Annotated in this window: 13 protein-coding genes; all 13 read right to left on the reverse strand. The window is 38.1% G+C overall.

The window, feature by feature from the left end:
• Positions 1-130 precede the first annotated feature (130 nt).
• Entirely contained in the window at positions 131-3,046 is a 2,916-nt protein-coding gene (locus ACYUJT_RS21730; RefSeq protein ID WP_460326249.1) for an S-layer homology domain-containing protein, read from the reverse strand.
• A 247-nt stretch (positions 3,047-3,293) separates the two neighbouring features.
• Complete coding sequence (gene rfbD, locus ACYUJT_RS21735; RefSeq protein WP_460326251.1) at positions 3,294-4,169, reverse strand: dTDP-4-dehydrorhamnose reductase; 876 nt, start codon at positions 4,167-4,169, stop codon at positions 3,294-3,296.
• The gene (gene rfbB, locus ACYUJT_RS21740; protein WP_460326253.1) at positions 4,166-5,188 is read right to left on the reverse strand and encodes a dTDP-glucose 4,6-dehydratase; all 1,023 of its coding nucleotides are present in this window, start codon (positions 5,186-5,188) and stop codon (positions 4,166-4,168) included. The genes rfbD and rfbB overlap by 4 nt, the downstream gene beginning before the upstream one ends.
• A gap of 54 nt (positions 5,189-5,242) precedes the next feature.
• Positions 5,243-6,175 carry a glycosyltransferase gene (locus tag ACYUJT_RS21745; RefSeq protein ID WP_460326255.1) on the reverse strand — a complete coding sequence of 311 codons (933 nt, stop codon included), beginning with the start codon at positions 6,173-6,175 and terminating at the stop codon, positions 5,243-5,245.
• A 24-nt stretch (positions 6,176-6,199) separates the two neighbouring features.
• Complete coding sequence (rfbC, locus tag ACYUJT_RS21750) at positions 6,200-6,742, reverse strand: dTDP-4-dehydrorhamnose 3,5-epimerase (protein WP_460326257.1); 543 nt, start codon at positions 6,740-6,742, stop codon at positions 6,200-6,202.
• Between the two features lie 19 nt (positions 6,743-6,761).
• Entirely contained in the window at positions 6,762-7,505 is a 744-nt protein-coding gene (locus ACYUJT_RS21755) for a sugar phosphate nucleotidyltransferase (protein WP_460326259.1), read from the reverse strand.
• Between the two features lie 12 nt (positions 7,506-7,517).
• Positions 7,518-8,708, reverse strand: coding sequence for an alginate O-acetyltransferase AlgX-related protein (locus ACYUJT_RS21760; protein WP_460326261.1), 1,191 nt, complete (start codon positions 8,706-8,708; stop codon positions 7,518-7,520).
• Positions 8,709-8,753: 45 nt separating this feature from the next.
• Positions 8,754-10,172 (reverse strand): MBOAT family O-acyltransferase, encoded by a 1,419-nt coding sequence (locus tag ACYUJT_RS21765; RefSeq protein WP_460326263.1) that lies wholly within the window; start codon positions 10,170-10,172, stop codon positions 8,754-8,756.
• Positions 10,173-10,190: 18 nt separating this feature from the next.
• Entirely contained in the window at positions 10,191-11,300 is a 1,110-nt protein-coding gene (locus ACYUJT_RS21770; protein ID WP_460326265.1) for a glycosyltransferase family protein, read from the reverse strand.
• 32 nt (positions 11,301-11,332) lie between these two features.
• Positions 11,333-14,647, reverse strand: a complete 3,315-nt coding sequence (locus ACYUJT_RS21775) for a glycosyltransferase family protein (RefSeq protein ID WP_460326268.1) — start codon at positions 14,645-14,647, stop codon at positions 11,333-11,335.
• 24 nt (positions 14,648-14,671) lie between these two features.
• A complete protein-coding gene (locus ACYUJT_RS21780; protein WP_460326270.1) occupies positions 14,672-15,319 on the reverse strand; it encodes a hypothetical protein in 648 nt (215 codons plus the stop codon).
• A gap of 30 nt (positions 15,320-15,349) precedes the next feature.
• Complete coding sequence (locus tag ACYUJT_RS21785) at positions 15,350-17,113, reverse strand: glycosyltransferase family 2 protein (protein ID WP_460326272.1); 1,764 nt, start codon at positions 17,111-17,113, stop codon at positions 15,350-15,352.
• A 63-nt stretch (positions 17,114-17,176) separates the two neighbouring features.
• A complete protein-coding gene (locus ACYUJT_RS21790; protein WP_460326274.1) occupies positions 17,177-20,713 on the reverse strand; it encodes a glycosyltransferase in 3,537 nt (1,178 codons plus the stop codon).
• Positions 20,714-20,724 lie beyond the last annotated feature (11 nt).

Consider the following 20,724-nt stretch of genomic DNA (forward strand, 5'->3'; position numbering starts at 1 on the left):
CATTATAACATATAGATAGAGTTACTTATATTAAACGAAAAAAGAAGCGGTCCTTTCATAGGTTTGCACCGATGAAGGCCGCTTCTTCTTAAGAACGAACTAGACAGAAGCTATGAATAAAATTGACTAATTATAGATTTGCTAGAGCGTCGAGAAGAGACTGTAAGGCCGCGATTTTAGCCGTTACATCGACGCCGTTCCCCAGCGCATCTTCAACAGCTTGAATTTCGCCCGCAAGCTCTAGTCTGCCCAGAGCCGCTGCGGAAGCTTTTGCTTCATTTAGCAAAACATCCAGCGTAGGCAGTTCAACATCAATCCATGCGGTAACCGTAAAGCTTCCTCTGGTTAACTCGACCTCGACATTGTAGTATGCCGTTTCACCGGAATTGTTGTATTGAGCGAAGACAAGCTCGCTTGCATCCAGGCTCTTCGTCAAGTAGACAGCATCCGTTACGGAGTTAGGGAATACATTGCGGATTTTGACTTGCGTACCCGCGAAGAAAGATTCACCCGGAGCAGTCAACGACAATGCCGAACCTACTTGTGTATCATAAGTAACCGTTGTGACGGAAGCCAGCTTACTCTGCTCCTGCTGCAGAAGTGCGTACTCTGCGCTTGGCTCCGATACAGAACCGCTAGGAGCGTCGTGCAAGAGAAGATTCTTCTCGATAAATTCGATGTTGGCTCCTTCAATTTTCATATCGAAAACATGCCAGTACAGCTCCGTACCTTCTCCCGTAGGGATATGGTAAGTAGCCAGCGGAGTGCCGGTTGCATCGTAAACTTCTACCTTCGCGGTAGATTTACGCAAGGTTTCCTTGCCATCAAAACCGTTTCGGGAATAGTTATGCACGTAGAACGTGTAAATACCATCGACTCTTTTACGAATCGTGGTTGTCTCTGGACCATAGGAATCAACATCATCATGATCCAGATCCGCATACAATTCGCCGTTAAAGCGATGTTCTTTGTCTGCATACCATGTGTGGAAATTGCCACCGGCCGGTGTAGGGCCAATGAGGTGGGAATCCTCGTCCCGTGGCTTCTCGCCCCATGTCAGTACAATACGCAGTTCTCCGGATTCCGGCACTTTAATTGCTGTAGCATTTTCACTACGATTGAACGTATCGCTAACCGATACTCCAACTACGTAACCTTTAATAAACCCAGCTTTGTTCAACTCACCTGTATAAATGCCGGCCGGCAGGTTGACCAAATACGATCCGTTCTGATCGGTGATTACCGTGGCGGCTACGGCCCCACTCGTGTTAGCAAGACCTCTGCGGAATTTAATCGTCATGCCTTCTACCGGCTGATCGTCCACATCGACAATCGTACCGGCAAAGCCTTCAAGCCGTACGCTTCCGCTTAATGTCCCGCTAAATTTATTTACTCCCTCATTAGGAGTTACTTCTACAACCAATTGCTTACCATAATGCTCTTCTAATGATAGAGAATCAAAGGAGAGTTCGTTAGCCAAGCTGTCGAATACGACATTCTCCAGACTAACAGCTTCTCCTGCAATCGTCGCAGTAATATTCAGATCTGCAAGCTCCAGACCTGAGACTACATTGACGAATTTCAGGCTTACTTTGCCGTTCGTCACGACAAGATGATTATGCTCAGGCTGAGTGGAGCCGCCGCTATTGCTTGAGCCCGATCCACCTGAAGTCCCTGTGCTGCCTGAGGATAACTGTCCGCCAATATTAGCGGAGCTATTGTTATTGTAGCTTACGATTCCCGGACGCTGCGCCAAGGTTGAACCGGGAGCATTGATTGTAGCATGCCCGATTGAGCCTTGTCCGCCCACATTCGTTGCCGCGTTCAGGATCAACGAGGAAATGAGGGCCGCAGCACTGATTTGGATGTTGTTGCCTGCAGCTAGATCGCCGATAACCAGCTCGCCGATAGATCCCGAGGTCAGATTGATGTTCAGCGAAGTTGCCACCACGTCAACCGTCTCGAATTTACCTGCTAGCGATACCTCTGCTCCTGCCGGAATTTGCTCGGAGAGGATCAGATCCTGGAATCCCGTTCCGCTCAGCCCCGCTTCTTCCAGAATAGCGCCGGACTGAAGTGTAACCTGCGATACTGAGCTATTGCCTTCAGCAACGATACGAACGCTTCCGTCTTTTTTATTGACAATGACCGTTAGCAGCACGGAATCGACGACATGAATACTATTCTTACCGCCGCCCTCAACCAACGTGGAACCTTTGACGGTAACGTTATTCAGAGTAACGTCCCCTTCTCCGATGCCTTCGCCAAGCAACAAGTCGCCTTCAATGACCAGATTATTCAAGGTCACATCGGCAGTCGTAATATGTACTGAACCTTTGATAGTTTCGGTCCCAGTGCTCGGTCCATAGGTCCCTGCCTGATCATAAGTCACGATGGCCTGAACGGATGATTGCTTCAATGCCCGGTCCAGCACGCTTACGACTTCTGCGCGAGTTGCTGGCGCAAGGGGATTGAATTTCCCGTCATTACCCTTCATGAGCCCGCTGTTCGCTACAGCACCGATCGCCCCTTTGCTCCAAGCCGGACTGTTCGTCGTATCCTTGAAGGAATTGGAAGCATCGGAAGGCTTAAGCCCAAGCAATGACGTTAAAATAACCGCCAGCTCTTGACGGCTAACGTTGGCATTTGGCTTGAAGGTTCCGTTCTCATAGCCTTTCATGTAACCTTTGGCTGCCGCCTTCGCTACATCTTTGTAATACCAAGCCTCTGTCTTAACATCGCTGTACGAGACACCCTTTGAGTCCTCCAGCTGAAATGAACGGTTGACCAATGCCGCCAGCTCGGCTCTTGTCACTTTAGCATCCGGCTGAAGATTGCCCTGTTCATCTCCTTTAATGTAGCCTTTGTCTTGCCATTCTTTGAGGACTGCTCCTGCCCAGTGCTGCTGAAGGCTGTTCACCTTGGCAGTTGACTCGGCGTTTACCTGCGCCGGTGCGACCAACGCTCCTGCTGCCGATGAAACCAACAGTGAAAGCCCCAGAATCAAGCCCAGGATTTTGTTGCTCTTTCTTCTAAGCTGCTTCAAATCTTCCTTCCTCCCCTGTGATTAGATAAACAAAACTACACCTAACGAAATAGGCGATGATTTCATTATACATACTAAAGACTTAGTTGAATATAAAATTTTAATATTATAGTAGGACTAAAAGATTATAAAGGTAATGATTTTTCATTCTGTTTAGTAGTTTTACCCATAAAAAAGAACCCATCCTATGATGAGTTCCGGGGTGGTTTAGCGCTAGCATCTTTCAATTCGACAGTGCCGACGCTAATTATTTGTTCTCGCTTGCTGCCAACTCTTTCAAAAATTCCCGAAGCCCCTCTCTCCATGGTCGAAGATCCGCAAGCCTATTCGTTCTAATTGCAAGATGCTCCATAACCGAATATCGTGGACGCGGAGCTGGCCGAGGAAATGCCTCTGTAGTGCAAGGATCTAAACGTACAGGATAGTCCTCGCCCATAATACTCTTCGCTTCGGCAAAAATGGCCTCGGCAAATTCAAACCAGGTGCATTCCTCTGTATTGGAGGCATGGTAAATTCCGTACTTCTCCGTTTGGACGAGTTCGAGCAAAAACTGCGCCAAGTCAACCGTATAGGTCGGGGAGCCCTTCTGATCATTAACCACTTGCAGCTCAGGTTTCTCCTTACCTAATTTCAGCATCGTTTTCACAAAATTATGGCCATGCAGGCCATACACCCAAGAGGTTCGCACGATAAAAAAGGCAGTTGATAAGCTCTGTACCAGCACCTCGCCAGCCCGCTTCGATTTGCCGTAAATACTCTGCGGGTTCGTGTTGTCATATTCATGGTAAGGAGCATTCCCGGCTCCATCGAATACGTAATCCGTACTAATATAGCAGAACTTCGCGCCTACGTTCTGAGCAGCCAACACCATATTTCTGGTCCCAGAAGCATTAACTGCGTAAGCTGCATCAGGATCGCTCTCCGCTTGATCCACAGCCGTATAAGCTGCACAATGAATGACAACGTCAGGCTTGAATTCTTGTGTACGCTCCAAGCAATTCACGTAGTCGGTAATATCCAATGTCTCTCGATCGCAGGGCAGCACATTATGTTCTGCTTGATGGAATACTCGAACAACATCCTGACCTAATTGCCCGTTGGCCCCGGTTACAAGGACTCTCATGCACGCTCACCGAGGCGCTCGCCATACTGCTTGGCATAATACTCCTGGTATGCCCCGGATTGGATCCGAGTCCACCACTCTTTATTTTGCAAATACCACTCAATCGTTTCCTTGATGCCTGTTTCAAAGTTATGTTTCGGCTTCCATCCCAGCTCGTTTATGATTTTAGCCGGGTCAATGCCATAACGCCGGTCATGTCCTGGACGGTCTTTTACGAAAGTAATGAGAGATTCGGACTTGCCAAGCTGCTCCAGAATGGTCTGAACAATTTGCAGGTTCGTCCGTTCATTGTTTCCGCCTATATTATATACCTCGCCATTTCGTCCCTTATGAATAACCAGATCAATTGCACTGCAATGATCCTCGACGTATAGCCAGTCCCGTACGTTCAGTCCGTCTCCATAGACCGGCAGTGGTTCATCAGCCAAGGCTCTGGAAATCATTAGCGGAATCAGCTTCTCCGGGAATTGATACGGACCATAGTTGTTGGAGCAGCGCGTAATATTAACGGGCAATCCGAATGTTTCATGATAAGCACGGACGAGCAGGTCTCCCCCTGCCTTACTTGCGGAGTAAGGACTGTTAGGCTCGAGCGGAGTCGTCTCCATAAACAGCCCCGTCTCTCCAAGCGTTCCATATACTTCATCCGTAGAGACTTGCACAAATTTGGTGATCTCATATTTACGCGCGATATCCAGCAGAACTTGCGTGCCCAGCACATTCGTCTTCACGAACACATCCGGCTCCAGAATGCTACGGTCCACATGGGATTCAGCCGCAAAATTCACAATGACATCAACGCCCTGACGGATAAGGTCATTCATCGCTTTTGCATCCGTAATATCGGCTCTAACAAACGTATGTTTCGGATTGTTCTCCGCTGATTTTAAATTTTCCAAGTTACCTGCATACGTTAGGGAGTCTACATTAATAATGTCATACTCCGGATACTGCTGTAGCATATATAGCACAAAATTGCTGCCGATAAATCCGGCACCGCCTGTAACCAGCAATTTCATGAATTGAGACCTCCTAGTCAGATTAAAAATCCAATCCATTAAAATTAGAGAACCTTATACTTTTCCTGCTATATAGACGAATTTATAGATCAAATTATCCATAAATACTTGTCTGTAAAAGGGAGTCTGAAAAGCATACCACATTCTATGCAGCATACTCCGATCAAGAACGTCCAAAAATCTTTGTACCTGCTTCCTTTGCTCGGCGCTTAACATGGAATGGTAACACTTAAAAAACTCTCTTGCTTGCCTGCTTAAAATTTGATGATTTTGCCCTTTTAAAAATCGGCGCAGCCTCTTTTTCCATTTTCCAAGCCAATTATCTACTTGCCCCCCCAAAACATTATGGCTATGTTGGCGGTATTGAATATAAGAGTTTGAATCGAATATAACTTGGCCAAAAGCGGAAACGATCACATACGCCCACCAATCATGCATGATTACATTTGATAATGTACTTGGCAGATTGTTTTTGATTAGCTTCATCGCATTCTGATTCAATACCGTCGTACAGCCTACAGCTACATTCTCAATAAGCGAGTTATACAACGTTAAAGGCCTTGGGGGCTGAAGCGGCCAAGTGCTTAAGTATGAAAGAGTCTCCGTGACCATTCTAGTCGGGGAGCAGTACATTAAAGCCCCTTCGTTCGAGCTGCTTTGCAGCAACCTAATCGCTTGAATGATCTTATCGCGATCCCATACGTCATCTTGATCACAAAATGCAAAGAAATCATATTCATCAGAGCAACCTTCGAGCAATTCAAAATAACTCGCCACCACTCCCAAATTCAGAGCCGTATAAACCGTGATCTTTTCCGGATATAAGTTGGAGTAATGGCGCAGTTTGTTTACTGTCTGATCTGTCGACCCGTCATCTCGGATTAATATGTGCAAATCCACACTCTCTTGAGCAAGAAGGCTTTCGATTTGTTCATCGATATATTTTTCTCCGTTATAAGTGGACAATAATATTTGAACTTTATACATATTCAAATCAATTCCTATTCCTCTTTAGTCCAATTCCGCATTCTCAAGTGCGGGATGCAAACGATCCTTAGCCGAAAGCAGCGGATCCGTTACGGGCCAATTAATATTCAAAGCAGGGTCATTCCAAATAATCCCCCTGTCATTCTCGGGTGAATATAATTCATCCACCTTATACAGCACCTGTGTATTTGGCGCTGTTGTGCAGAATCCGTGAGCAAAACCTTTCGGGACTAACAATTGATATTTGTTAATTTCGTTTAAAGTCACTCCTACCCACTGTCCGAATGTCGGTGAATTCCGCCTGATATCAACAACTACATCATAAATTTCACCCGACAGCACACGCACTAATTTCGTCTGGGCTTTAGGATGCAACTGATAATGCAAGCCGCGAAGCACCCCAACTTCTACAGACAATGAATGATTATCCTGCACAAACTGCACATCCAGCCCATGTCCCTGCAGAACTGCCTGATTATAACTTTCCATAAAAAAACCCCGGTGATCAGCATGCACCACCGGTTCAATCAAATATACGCCTTCTAACTCTAGAGGAGTTACCTTCATTTCTATAGTCCCTCCCGGATTATAGCTTTAATTTTCCAAATTCCTTGCCAAATTCCAAGTCTTTAGCCAGTTCATTCGCTCTTGCCAAGGAAGCATGAGTGCCTGCATCCGACCACCAACCCTGCAAGATATCAAAAGTCAGCTCTCCGCGTTCGATATACTCATTATTCACGTCAGTAATCTCTAGTTCACCACGTCCGGAAGGCTTCAACTTCCTGATAATGCTAAATACATTATAATCAAACATGTAAATACCCGTCACGGCATATTTGCTTTTGGGCTCCATCGGCTTTTCCTCAATGGAGATAATTCTTTCTCCTTCAAGCTCGGCAACACCAAATCGATGCGGATCAGGAACTTCTTGTAATAATATTTTTGCTCCTTGTCCTTGTCGGCGGAAGTTGTCTACATAAGGGGCAATGTTATCCGCAAATACATTATCTCCTAGAATAACTACCATCTGATCCTCACCAACAAATTGCTCCGCCAATCCAAGCGCCTGAGCAATCCCTCCCGCTTCATCTTGAACTTTATACGTAAAAGTCACGCCCATTTCACGACCGCTTCCGAGAAGGTTAACGACATCCCCCATATGCTCCTTCCCGGTAACAATAAGGATGTCTTCCAAGCCAGCCTGTTTCAATTTAGATATGGCATGAAAAATCATAGGATACTTCCCAACAGGAAGAAGATGTTTATTGGTTACCTTGGTTAGCGGATATAAGCGTGAGCCTGTGCCTCCTGCTAGGATAATGGCTTTCAACTAACTCACCTCTCATTTAAATTTATACATTTCTCCCATTAAGTTAATGTCATTATGAAGAATTAATACTGCATTAATATTATTATCTTCAATATATTGATAAACATTTTTTTCCTTATAATGACGTAAATCAAGTACATATGTCTTGGAATAATGTTCAGCAATATTTGGAATTATAGGATTAGCATAGGAGTCTTTTAATATTAACAAATTAATATCGCCAGGGTTTTCATATTCAAATTTAATTTCTACTAAGTCGGCAGAGAATATACCTGAATATGTAATTTCATCTCGACCCAGATTAATTCCTGCCCCAAAAACATCCTCTATTCCACCTAAATCACCTTTGTAATTAGCTGCGCTAAAAGAAATAAGGTGTGGACTATTTACAGAAATAAAACGACACTTAAATTCTTCATTAGAGTCGATCAAACCAAAAATCTTTTGATTGTAACTTCCGGTAAAACTGGAGGAATCATCACATTCCCTAACATATTCAATATTGGTTTCATGACTATTTTTTAACTTCTCATCTATTTGGCTAATAATTACTGGTAGAGCAGCCTGAGCCCCTCTACCATTCCAATGATGATCAGTTTTAAAATACATGCCTTCTATATCATTATTATTGTAGTTACTTAGAAAATGTTCAGTCAAATTGATGTAATTTATCTTAGGATCTAATTCACCCACTAAGTACTCTCTATTAATGTATCCTCTGCTTTTACGAAAGTAATCTGGATACTTATCAGATAAAATGTTAACTTTATGAGGCGCTAATGCAAAAAACAAGGGCGTATCTCTTTTATCAAGCCAATCCCCAAGAGTATTTAAATCTCCCGCGACTTCATCTAGCAACCTAGTAGCTTTTGCACCTACCGGCTCTTGAAGCAACCAGCCATCTTTTCCGATCACCGTGCCATTAATGATTGTCTTATTCAGCTTTAACTGCAACATCGTGTACTCTTTGACTAAAAAATCCCTTTGAAATAATTGATCACTAAAATAAAGTTCGTAGTCATTATAATATGAACCAGACAACAAACTGTTTAGACTCAAGTCCGGTTTCTGGGCCAAGTTACGATTTTCCACTTTAGACAAATCTCTATCGCTTGAAATCATAGTTGTTACTCCCATAATTACAATAATAATTATGAAGGCTGCACTAAGAATTATTTGATTTAATCTAGTCCATCTAGCCATAAATTCTTCTCCCTTATCATTAGCACAAGTCAGTTGCATCCTATCTTAAAATCTAAAATAAATAAACGGATTAAATGTAGAACTGGTTAAATAAAGTACTGAAACATAAAATAACCCTAATATAAGAACGGTTTGAACAACTTCTACAAGACTGTATGCCGATTCAGAAACCCTTCTTTTAATTGCAGTGGTCAACATTTGGCCTATTGGCATAGAGAATAGAATACCAATTACGAAATATAGCCAATAGTCATGAATATAATATAAAGATTGCAATTCAAAAAAGCCTACTTTCGAGAATCCAAACATTGTCTTTAAATAAGTAAATGATTGAGTAAAGGACTCTGATCTAAAAAATACCCACCCGATCACTACAATGATTATTAAATAAATATGCTGTATCGGCCGCCATAATCGTGACAACAATTTTCCAAACCCGAATTTCTCCAAGGCAATAATAGCTCCAAAATACAATCCCCATGCTACAAAATTCCAGCTGGCTCCATGCCATAAGCCCGTTAGAAACCATACGATAATAATATTTCTAATATATTTCCACGTACTCGTACGATTACCGCCAAGAGGAATGTAAACATAATCGCGAAACCATCCGCCTAAAGTGATGTGCCATCTTCTCCAAAATTCAGTGACACTTCTTGAGATATACGGGTAGTTGAAGTTCATTGGCAAATTAAACCCGAACATCTTCCCTAGTCCAATCGCCATATCAGAATAACCAGAGAAGTCAAAGAAAATTTGCAAAGTATATGCAATAATTCCTACCCAAGCTAACGAAGGAGAAAGTTGGCTTGTATTGGTTGAGAATATTTCATCTGCCACCAATCCCACCTGATTAGCAATTAATATTTTTTTGGCAAGCCCGATGATAAACTGCCTTACCCCCTGTGAAAATAACCCTACATTTTCATAACGGAGTTTTAACTGTTGGGCGATAGATTCATATCTTACAATTGGACCGGCAACTAATTGTGGGAAGAAAGAAATGTACAGAGCTAAATCTATTATATTCTTCTGCGGCTTTGACTCATTTCTATAAATGTCTATTAGATAAGATATTGCTTGAAATGTGTAAAATGAGATACCAATCGGTAGGGCGATTGCCTTTAGCTCATATTCTAATCCGAACAGACCATTCAAATTAGATAATATAAAATCTGCATACTTATAATATGAAAGAATTAACAGATTCAATATAATAGCTGCTGCTAAAATTAATTTATTATAATTCCTGTGTTTGAATCGATAATTAACAATTAGCCCCATAAAATAATTGATTATAATAGATATAATCATTAATATAATGTATCTTGGTTCTCCCCAAGCATAGAAAAAAAGACTGGCAACTAACAATAAAATATTTTTAAATTCTTTTCTTATTAGATAATAACTGACTATTACAATAGGTAGAAAAACAAATAAAAAAACTAAGTTGCTAAATACCAACTTACCTATCCCCCAACGTTATTCAATTTTGTGTAAATGCTCTGTAATGTCTTTTATTCTCATATCCCATGTATTCTTCTCTAAAAAATCCGTGGCCTCACTTTGAGTATACATTTCAACTTCATTGTTAACTAAAAGATTAATTTGCTTCACTAGTTCTTCCGTATTAGAATACATTCTTATAAAAGGTAAGAACTTCTTCATCTCTTCATACTCTATAGCAAAAATAGGTCTCTGAAAACAAATATATTCATATACCTTTACGGGATCCACAGCCCTTATCAGGTCACTAATTTTAAAAGGAACAATGAAAGCATCTGCTCTTCTCGCAAAGTCAGGAAGTTGTTCATGAACAACTATCCCTTCAAATTTCAATCTTTCATGCGTGGGAGTCTTTATATCTACTGGTCCAATCATTGTAATAACCACTCTCGGGATCTTATCCAAAACAGCGAGAATCAAATCAAAATCAATCCATTCCCCGATCGTACCTATGTAAACAATGTTTATCTGCGCCTGTAAATTTTTCTTTCTCCAATAATTTGAAGATAACGACTCTAATAAGTCCGACTTTATTCCATTATTAATTACAATAGGCAGAGAATTTAAGTAGCTTCCATAAGTCTTTTCCAGTTTCATTTTAAGAAATTGGGATGATGCAAACAATAAGTCCGTCTGTTTAATCAAATTAATTTCGAGCCCTTTTAACCTATCAACTCGTTTGCTTCCCGGATAAAATCCAAGAAAGTCATCCATGCAGTCATAAATAACCTTTTTTTTCTTTAATCGTTCTATGGGAATAAAATCCAACAACAAAGGAGAGGTTATCCATATCAAATCGTATTCATCTAAGCAATCAATTGCTTCTCTATTAATAAGCCTCTCGAGCTGCCTCAGCCACTTAAATCTCCCGGAAAGGGGCAGTTTATATAGAGTTCTTACTTGAGAATTAGAATAATTATTTCTTGAATTACGGATGTCTTCTCTTCCGTTTGTATTTAGTTTTCTAATATAAAATAGATCTACTGGATAATGCCGTGTTAATCCCTCATAAATAAAATGGGGACGCTGCTTGATCCAATTCCAGTCCACATGCATTAAGTACGCGATCTTTGGTTTGGTTGGCAAGCCCTCATCCCCTTGTGTATACTTACTTCTATTTACTTCTGATTAATCAACTCTAACTCTCTTGTAATCGTCGTAATATAACCGCTTTGTTTTCGAACACGCAAAGCTGCATTCTGAGAGAGTTGTTCATATAGTTCAGAATTAAAGTATAGCGTTTCAATGCTATTCGCTAAACCTATATAATCTTCAGGTTCAACAAGCATACTACAACTTTCGTCAATAAATTCAGGTATTGCTGCAACTCTATTCGTAATTGGAACTAGCCCGGATGACATCGCTTCATCTCTAGATACGCCTTGAGAATCCATACGCGTTGGAACCAGAAAAATGCCATACTTCTTGTGTAATTCTGCTATCTCATCTTGTCTCAAAAACTTTTCTTCAATAATAACATTTTTAAATTTACGAACTGGTTTTACTGTTGATTTAAAAAGCTCTCCTTTGCCTATCAATCTAAATTCCAAATCTTTAAAAAAAGATTTTTTCGATAAGTAAAGTATTGCCTTTATAGTAAGATCATTAGCATAATTGTTATTAGCATAAGGGCGAATTGAAAGTATCTTCTTTCGAAGTTCTTTATCTTTTCTATGATACTGAAAAATTTCACTATCAATATAATTATGAATGACGCTGTATTTATTTTTGGGCAAATTAATATCTAAATCTTTAAATGCTTCTTGTGCAAGATAATCAGATACAAATACGAAGTGTAAATTATACCCACTTTCTTCGGATGCAAGACTGAAGATTTCTCTCCAAAAATTCATTTTCCTCTCCGAATCCTTCATAGCTCTAGTTATTTGCTCTTCGGTCACGAAATTATGCTTTCGTCTAAACCACGGTTGAATATCGGCACCATGCAGCCATATAACGACTTTCTTTCCCTTAATAATATGTCTAATGCCACTCCATAGAGCTTCGGAAAGAAAATGAATCATTACAGTGTCACATTCCATATATCTTAATGTATCGACTAACTCATTACTGTGTCCACAAATAATATCATGCCCCATAAATTCAGAAAAACCTGTTGGATAACGATTATTGTATTTAAAAATATCCACTAGTAAACCATTATTTTTATATTCCTTTACACGGCTATATACAAATGCGGATCGATATAAATCAGAATAGTTAGGAAAATTGTCAGTAATAAGCAAGGTTTGTGATTTATTAAGGAAACATCCTGAGTCAACTTCAATATCACCTATAATCACCTTTTTTATTTTACAAGTTCCTTTGCCAGAAAAACGGAATCCTAATTTCAAATTTATTGCACGTTTATCGCTATCTATTGTTACCTTTTTATTACCCGGAAGAACAGAAGAAGATATAACGTTATGCTCCCCGTCCAAAAGTATAATAGCAACCTCTGTAGTAAGTGAGTTTGAATCAGTCTCCATGTCAAAAAAAACGTTTAACTTATTAGATTTATTACTTCCTTGTAGACTAATCAACTCATTAAGGTAAGCATACTCCAATTTTGACTTTAAGCGAGATTCTACATAAATAGACCCATTTACGTATTTGAATTTTAAGTTTTTTGGTTTATTCAGCTTAGCGTATATCTCATTGGCGTCAAAGGTAACATTCTGCAAATTTCTTGCGTTAGGTTTAATATGTTCCGCAATATGATACATATCTGTCATGCTTATTCCTGTATCATTAATAATTAAGTCGTCCACTGTCTCACATTTTAAACCGGAATAATTCATGCAATAATTAAACTCATCTATGGAAAAGGAAGGGATTGTAATTGCTTCCGTATCGATTGATTCTATCCAATGTTTCAAATCCTCAATTTCTACATCCCTAACGTTAATCAAAGCTTTTCTAATTTGCGGGTGACCAACAGTAGTATAACTTCCCCCATTGTTCATAAATGTGAACTTGCCGTCCTCGAAAATGTAATGGCTTTGTTTAGTTATAACTGTTACCCCGGTATACTCCCAAGCTAACTGCAGATCATTTATATAATTCTCTCCGTAGTAATCATTCACAGAAAAAAAGCACCAATGATCATAACTGCGTTTAAGTCTAGTAATTTCATCCACTGATTTATCGGACATAACACGAATGTTATTATCATTTAACTTTAAGTCAACGGATTCAGTAAATATGATAAGTTCTTTATTTTCATATGCTTGTCTATTAAAGCTCAGTAACACTTGTTCTAATTCTTCTTTTGATTTGACTTTTGCTATAACGGCTACTGTCTTTGGTTCTTCAGGTTGTGAATTAATAAATATTTTATCAACCAAATAAGCCAATCTTTTTCGAAAAGTATGTTCCGTTAACACTTTCCGTAAACCGGCTAATCTTAATTTATAATAGTAGTTGTCATCTTCAAAATTTTTAATTTCTTTTTTTAGCAATCCGCCATCATCGGTACAAATGACTAGATCACCGAAGAAATTCCTAACTGCTCTCGAATAATTACTTACTGCCACTGTATTTGATGCTAGTAGTTCAAAAATACGGCGAGCGCACATGCTCTGCGATTGTTTAACTGAATTCATATTAATATTATAACGGTATTGTTTGTAGGCTTTATCAATCTCATGGGGCTTAATGTGACCAACAATATATTTTTTATAAGAGCTTGGGAAAGCATAATTTTCATCATTATTGTAAAAATTCCTATCATAAATATCCAAACCATTCATTTCATCAATCACTTGAGTAAAAGTTTCTAAATCTTTTATCCTTTCAGGATATCTTTTATAATATGCTCCCGCAAAACAAAACTTGTTAGCTCTGCTATAGAGTTCGATCGGATTGTGATATTTCGTTTGAGCAGCAAAGGGCATTAAATAAACTTGGTTATGCTTAAGTCTTGTTTTATATGCTTTAATGCAATCAATATCTGTAGTAAATACAACATCGGCGTATTTGGCAGTCTTTATGAATGTTTCAAAATGAACTGGATCTTCTTTATTCCAAAATACGACTGGGATCTCATTTCTTCTACAATAATTTATTATTTCAATAATCTCATTGCTTAGATGGGCGATTTTTGTGTTCCATAATCCCTCTAATCCCCTCCAAGCAGATTCCAAGAAAAATAAGTGAGGCTTAAATTCCTCCAATTCGGTCTTCCAATTTGATGGAGTTACCTGCATTAATAAGCATTCCGGCTCAAAAGAATGATAAGTAAATTCATCCATAATACAGGCAACTCTCATATCCTTAATATCCGCGAAATTCCGCTTAAATTTATTTGAATGATACAATTCTAATGGATCGTTTCCTTCCAAACTTGAAATTCCAGTATCCATCTCATTCATAATTTGCGAACGAAGCCTTTGTATTTCATCAATTTTCTTTTGTATATAAATTAAGTCCATAACTATGCTCCCATAAATGTTTGCTTAAAAGTCATCGGGAATCCTTCCTCTAGACTTCCAGTATTTTAAAGTTAATTTCCCCAGTTTCGAATTGCTCAATAAATCGTATTTACTCCTAATATTCTCATACTTAGCTTCCAACATATTAAATTCAAAATATAAATCCCTTAGCTCAACTAGAGCCTTTTCCTCGCTATCAAGCAAAGACAAAATCTGCTTGTTTTTAGAAGCAACAACTTCTTTTAACTTGTTACTATCCGTTCTATCCGCCGTCTCTATATTTGTCCTCCGAAAGCACGCCACAATTCCTTCAGAAAACGCATTAATCTTATACATCACAAACTCTTTAAATAGGTTATTAATAAAGTTGACGATATTTAGATCAACGTCATCGTTGTATTGTTCATTGGAAAAAATGACTATAAGTTTACTATCCAATTTGGTAAGTTTATGAACACAGTCAACAATGTTGCCCGGAAGCTCCCCTATCCAGGATAATATTACGACATCATATTCTTTATTATCATCTAAGATATGTTCTTTATTGTCCAATTGCTTAGGATTAACAACTGTAGTTGACTTACTTGCAATCACACCAGAACTCGTATCTGAAATATTTAAGACTGCGTCATCTTCTTGTATTTGTGAATAGACCCAATCAGCTATTTCCATAAAAAATCACCTTCCCAAAGAAAACGCATATTAAACACAAATCGACTTAATTGCATCAGTAAATGTAGAGCTTCTATTATTTGAAAGTAAATAAGCAGAATTATGAAGAAGCTCCTCATCTATTGAATCATTTGCAGGTAGTGATTGCCTAATGATAAGTTGGTCTGATGCCTTCCATGTATGAATTCCTTTGTCAGAAAGTCTATTAACTAGTAGATTAAATGAATCAACAGAATAAAGTTTTATTTTATTTGCATGACAATCAAAACAAAACCTGCCGTCTATATCTCTCGGAATATCCCGAAACATATTTTTCTCAAATACTTCCCTTTTTATTAGGAATGTGGCCCCGGGTAAAAAGCTAGTATATTTATATTCATTTCCAGGTTTTCGAGTTACAAACTTATTAGATCCGTGTAAGTATGAATGGAATGATAATTTCCCCACTACCTTTGCATCTGAGTAGCTAAAAGCATCCATTAAATCGGATAAATACTCCTCACCATAGTAATCATCATCATCAAACTTTGCTACATATTCCTTATTACTTAGAGCTACACCATAGTTCAAGCAATACCCAAAAGATATGGCATTAGGATTTCTTTGATAAACTTTTATGTTCGGATCAGTTATTTTTGCTCTCAACGCCTCAATATCCAATTTATTGCTGTGCAATACAATGATCAATTCTTTATCTTCATAAATCTGTCTATGATAGTTTTCAATGATATTATTTAAAAAGGTAGGCTTACTTGTACAAGCAACAATACTAATTCCATGAGATTTAATATTCCTTTGCGACTCTGCTTGAGCAATCCTTTTCAAATGAACTTTTTGTGATTGTGATCGAGCTACCTTTCTTATACAATTCACGCTAATCTCTTCTAACGAAAAATGCCTTTGTAATCCCTCTATATAGTTTATTAAATTTTCTGAAACTCCAGTCAAAACATTATCAAAATAATAAGCCTTATTATTCGAATAAGCATTAATCGCTAGTTGCCCCCGTGACAGTCTCTTACTTAACTCAAAGTCATTTATTTTATCTTTGGTCAGATTAATCAACAACACTGCATCAAAATTTTGATTAGCTTCATTCACATCAGTACAAATTCCAGAGATTCTAGAAACTAAATCAGGTTTATCAGAGAGATAAGACAGCGCCTTTCCCTTGAAACAAATGATTTGGAGATCTTCTCGGAAAGACCATTTCTTTAAAGCGGCGATTAATTCTTCAAATGATTCCTGCTCTATTGAATAATCATCTATTACTATGCCTATCCTTCCAGCACTAGCAGCCCTATTTTTGGGTGAATTTTTTTTCATATCGACATAATAATCAACTACCTCAATTTTATCTCCAACATTTTCAAAAGGAGTCCCCTGAATTTCAATATTCTTGCACAAATATATTTTATGAGCGTACTGCAATGTATGCTCATATGAAGTTTGGCTGGGGAGTTTTTTCAAAAAGAAGATTATCGGCTTTCTACTTTTGAAAATCTCAATTGCTTGGTTCACTTTCATAAAATCTATATCAAGTGCCTCGTCATCAATTAATATGAAATCTATATTATTAGCAAAAGCATTTTTAAAAGGGTGCCAGTCTATATATTCCTTTAAATGAGTTTCCATTTGCTTTCCGATCAAACCCGAAGCCGCAGCAACACTCTGCCTGTCTTTTTTAAGCTTTAATTTTGCAGCAACTTTTTTCTTGTTTTTTGGTATAACTACTTGGAGTTTCTTTAAATCAAGCGTGTATTTTAATTTTATTAGCCTGTCTTTTAATCGCATCAAAAAAGTTCTCCTTCCTTATGCAATTACTCTCTTGTTAGTATGTCTCAGCGTCTATTTGTTTTATAGCGTAATTAATTCAATTTCTCTTGCTATCGTTCTGTCAAAACCGCATTGACTTCGAACTCGATTTGCTGCATTCTCCGACATCTTTAAAAATAACTCAGGATTGTAGTACAACATCTCAATTGATGCTGCCATCGCCTCCGCATCTTCAGGAGGGACTATAAATCCACATTCTGAATCCACGAATTCCGGCACACAGGCAATATCATTAGTTATAGGTACTAATCCGCAGGCCATGGCTTCATCCCGAGACACACCATGCGTATCATGCCTAGTAGGATTTAACACAATTCCATTTTGGCTATATAAAGAAGACAACTCTTGCGGATTTAAAAATTTATGATAAATCCTAACATTAGGATACTTTACTAATGAACCTATAGATTCATAGAACAGATCCCCTTGGCCATAAAATGTAAATGATAAATCACTGAAAAACGGTTTCGAGGCCAATAGTTCTACAACCCGCTGCAACATGTCCCCAGCATACATTCTAGTTTTAAAGCTTTTTACGCTGATAATGTTCTTTCTTAGTTCTGCATTTTTTTTGCGGTAACCAAAGATTTTATTATCAATAAAATTATGAATCGTAGGATGAGATGTTTCTTCTAGTTTAATGTCATATACTTCTTCAATATCATGACGAAAAGTATTCGATACAGGGATGAATGTATAGTTTTTCTTATTAAACATCTCTGCAATCGCGTCTACTCTTTGTAAACTGCTATTTAAATCACTAGCTGCTTTATTATAATTCTTGTAATTAAACAGCCTGCTAGTAATTGGGTATACTTCTGCCCCATGCATCCAAACTAATACTGGTATTTGGGGAGCGGCTGTTTCCAGGGCACTTAAAATATTTTTCGACATAAAATGAACAAGAATCTTACTTGGCTTATACATTTGTATAAACAATTTTAACTCCTCAGTATTGCCGCTGAACACGTTAACCCCTTCGTATGAATACGTGGAAAAATCTCCGCTTCTCTGATTCAGGTTTTTAAACACACAAACATTCATTTTTTCAGCTAAATACGAAACTACTCTCCTATGAACAAACATATTCGCGTAGATATCATTATTACTTGGATAATTATTAGTTACAAGCAAGTACCTCTCTTCTGGCAAAACATTATTTCCATGAAAATTAACCAGTTCATCGGCAGATCTGATCTTTATTTTATTTATTAAAAATTTCCCAGAACCAGCAATTCGAATAACAGGAGCTATTTTCTCGACATTGGCATCAATAAAAAACACTCCCTTTTTTCCAATAGAAAAATTTGAACGCCCAATTTGTTTTTCTGCATCATAATAAAGTAAGATAACATCAACTTGCAGTTCTGAAGATACGATGCCATCTACCTCTAATTCGTAATATTCTCCTTTATGCAAATCTGATAAAAGATTTTTAGCAGGAGGTAATGAGAATGGACTGTTCCGATACTCTAACGGTCTTAAATATATGTGTTTTCCTTCTTCTAGTTCCAGAGATAACTCTATACTCTCCTCATTAATAATTACATCATCGTGTGAATCAGCAAACCACAAAATTGGAATTTCCACATAAGGATAAATAGTTATTTTTACTTCAGTGATCTTGCATTCCCCTTGACCTACAACTCTAACAAGCGGGACCCCGCATACTGTTCCTGGAGGCAGCCCTGTAACAACAGAATCATTCAAATAAACTTGTGTTTGATGGATTTGCTTTTCATGATCATAGAAAACAAACATTACGGAAGCATCTACTTCTCCAATTTTCTCTCCTTTTACTTCCAGTTGAAAAGTACAGCCATTTACATTCGTCCACTTGAATAGTTCTGGTATATCTATTGGCGTAGTTGCAAAACTAGTTGTGGAATAGTTGTTAGGGCAATAATAATTAATTTTACCTGGAACATCTGACTTACAGATCAATGAGTTTTTATCCCTATTAAAGTTAGCGTTATTATTACCATCATATACATCCAAAGGAAAATAGTTGACCCTTTCCTCTGCTATATCCACAGCTAATTTGTTAAGTTCGGTTGCTTCCCGAATTTCAGCCGTTATTTCATTTAATTTAGGCAAATCATCAGACTCAGTTGTGTCAAAAAATCTTTCTATTTGCTCCATAGGAAGTATATTCCCTTTATATACAAACTGCTGCCCGTCTATTACCTGGAACTTACCTTCCACTCTTAAAGATAGTAAAGTCAAAAACCTAATATGTTTAAACTTATCTGTTCTAAATATTCCTCTTGTCAATTCCGTTGAATTAACGACAATATACTCATCTTCCGCTCCTTCAACAATTTGCAAATCATTGGCTTGATAGGATTGGGATTTTAGATAACCGTCACACACAGTGTAACTCCGTGAATTCATAAGATCTGAAACGTACTCATGGCCATAGGCATTTTCGGGATCAAATATCGTAAACATTTCAGATTTAATGACATCCGCTAAACTTTCACTCGAAAGATCTTCAACTGCTATACACCTAATATCCTTTTTTTCTTCAGGTTTATTTACACCAGAAGAGCATACTATCGTTAAGTCCTTCTCAGGATATGTTTGTATGGAATAATATCGTACTATATTCTCAATTTCCGTCTCAGAATTACAAAACGAAATTACTGAAATCTTGGTTTCTGCTAGACTTTTACCAGTAATAAACTTATACATTTTCCTTAAAATCGATTGAGAAGAATACTCATTCATTACAATTCTATGTGCTTGCGAAATAATTCTACGGGTCCATAGCTTATTTTTACTAATAGTGTCTAACCAATAAGCCGTTTGTTTTTTTGAACTTCCTGAGTAAACTAGCATCCCCAACATTTTGTTAACAGCACCACAATTAGGAATTGAAACGAGTTTATTCTGCGCAATAGCTGCTAACACTTCATGCGGAATACAGGTTTGATTATTAGTTGAATTCCCAAAAAACGATATAATGCTGCTCTTATTGAATTCCTCTGCTAATTTTTGCTTATCAACTACAAAGTCTCCCGCATATTCTGGATAAAGACTTAACATTTCGTCATCTGCATATATTTTCAAATCATGAGCAAGGAATGACAGTAATGCCTCCCTGGTAAAACTAGAAAATCTCTTAATGCTCTCATTCGTGTAACCGTTTAATGATAAAGGGGAGTAATGTAGTACACCGCCTGTATATGTATTCCTATCAAGAGGATTATGGAAACATGGATTGAAACCAGGGGGGATTAATGTAACCTTTTTTCCTAAGGGTTCTAATTTTTCTATCATCTGCCCCAAATATTTAGCTTCACTAACTATCACAAAGTCAAAAATTTCCAATAAAACACTATCATTGGCAACATCAATGAAACTGCTAGTAAACCATAAAACAGAAGGTATATTCCTAGCCTTTATAGTATTTATTTCATCTAAATAATCTCTCGCAATTAATGATTCGACAAGCAAGAAGTCGATCTTCCTTTCAAGATCAACTTCTTTAATACTGTACATATTAATAATATTTGTAAATAAAGATCTAGTGGTATCACTTAAAATCGCCAACATGTTTATTGGTA

Source organism: Paenibacillus sp. YSY-4.3 (assembly GCF_054767475.1).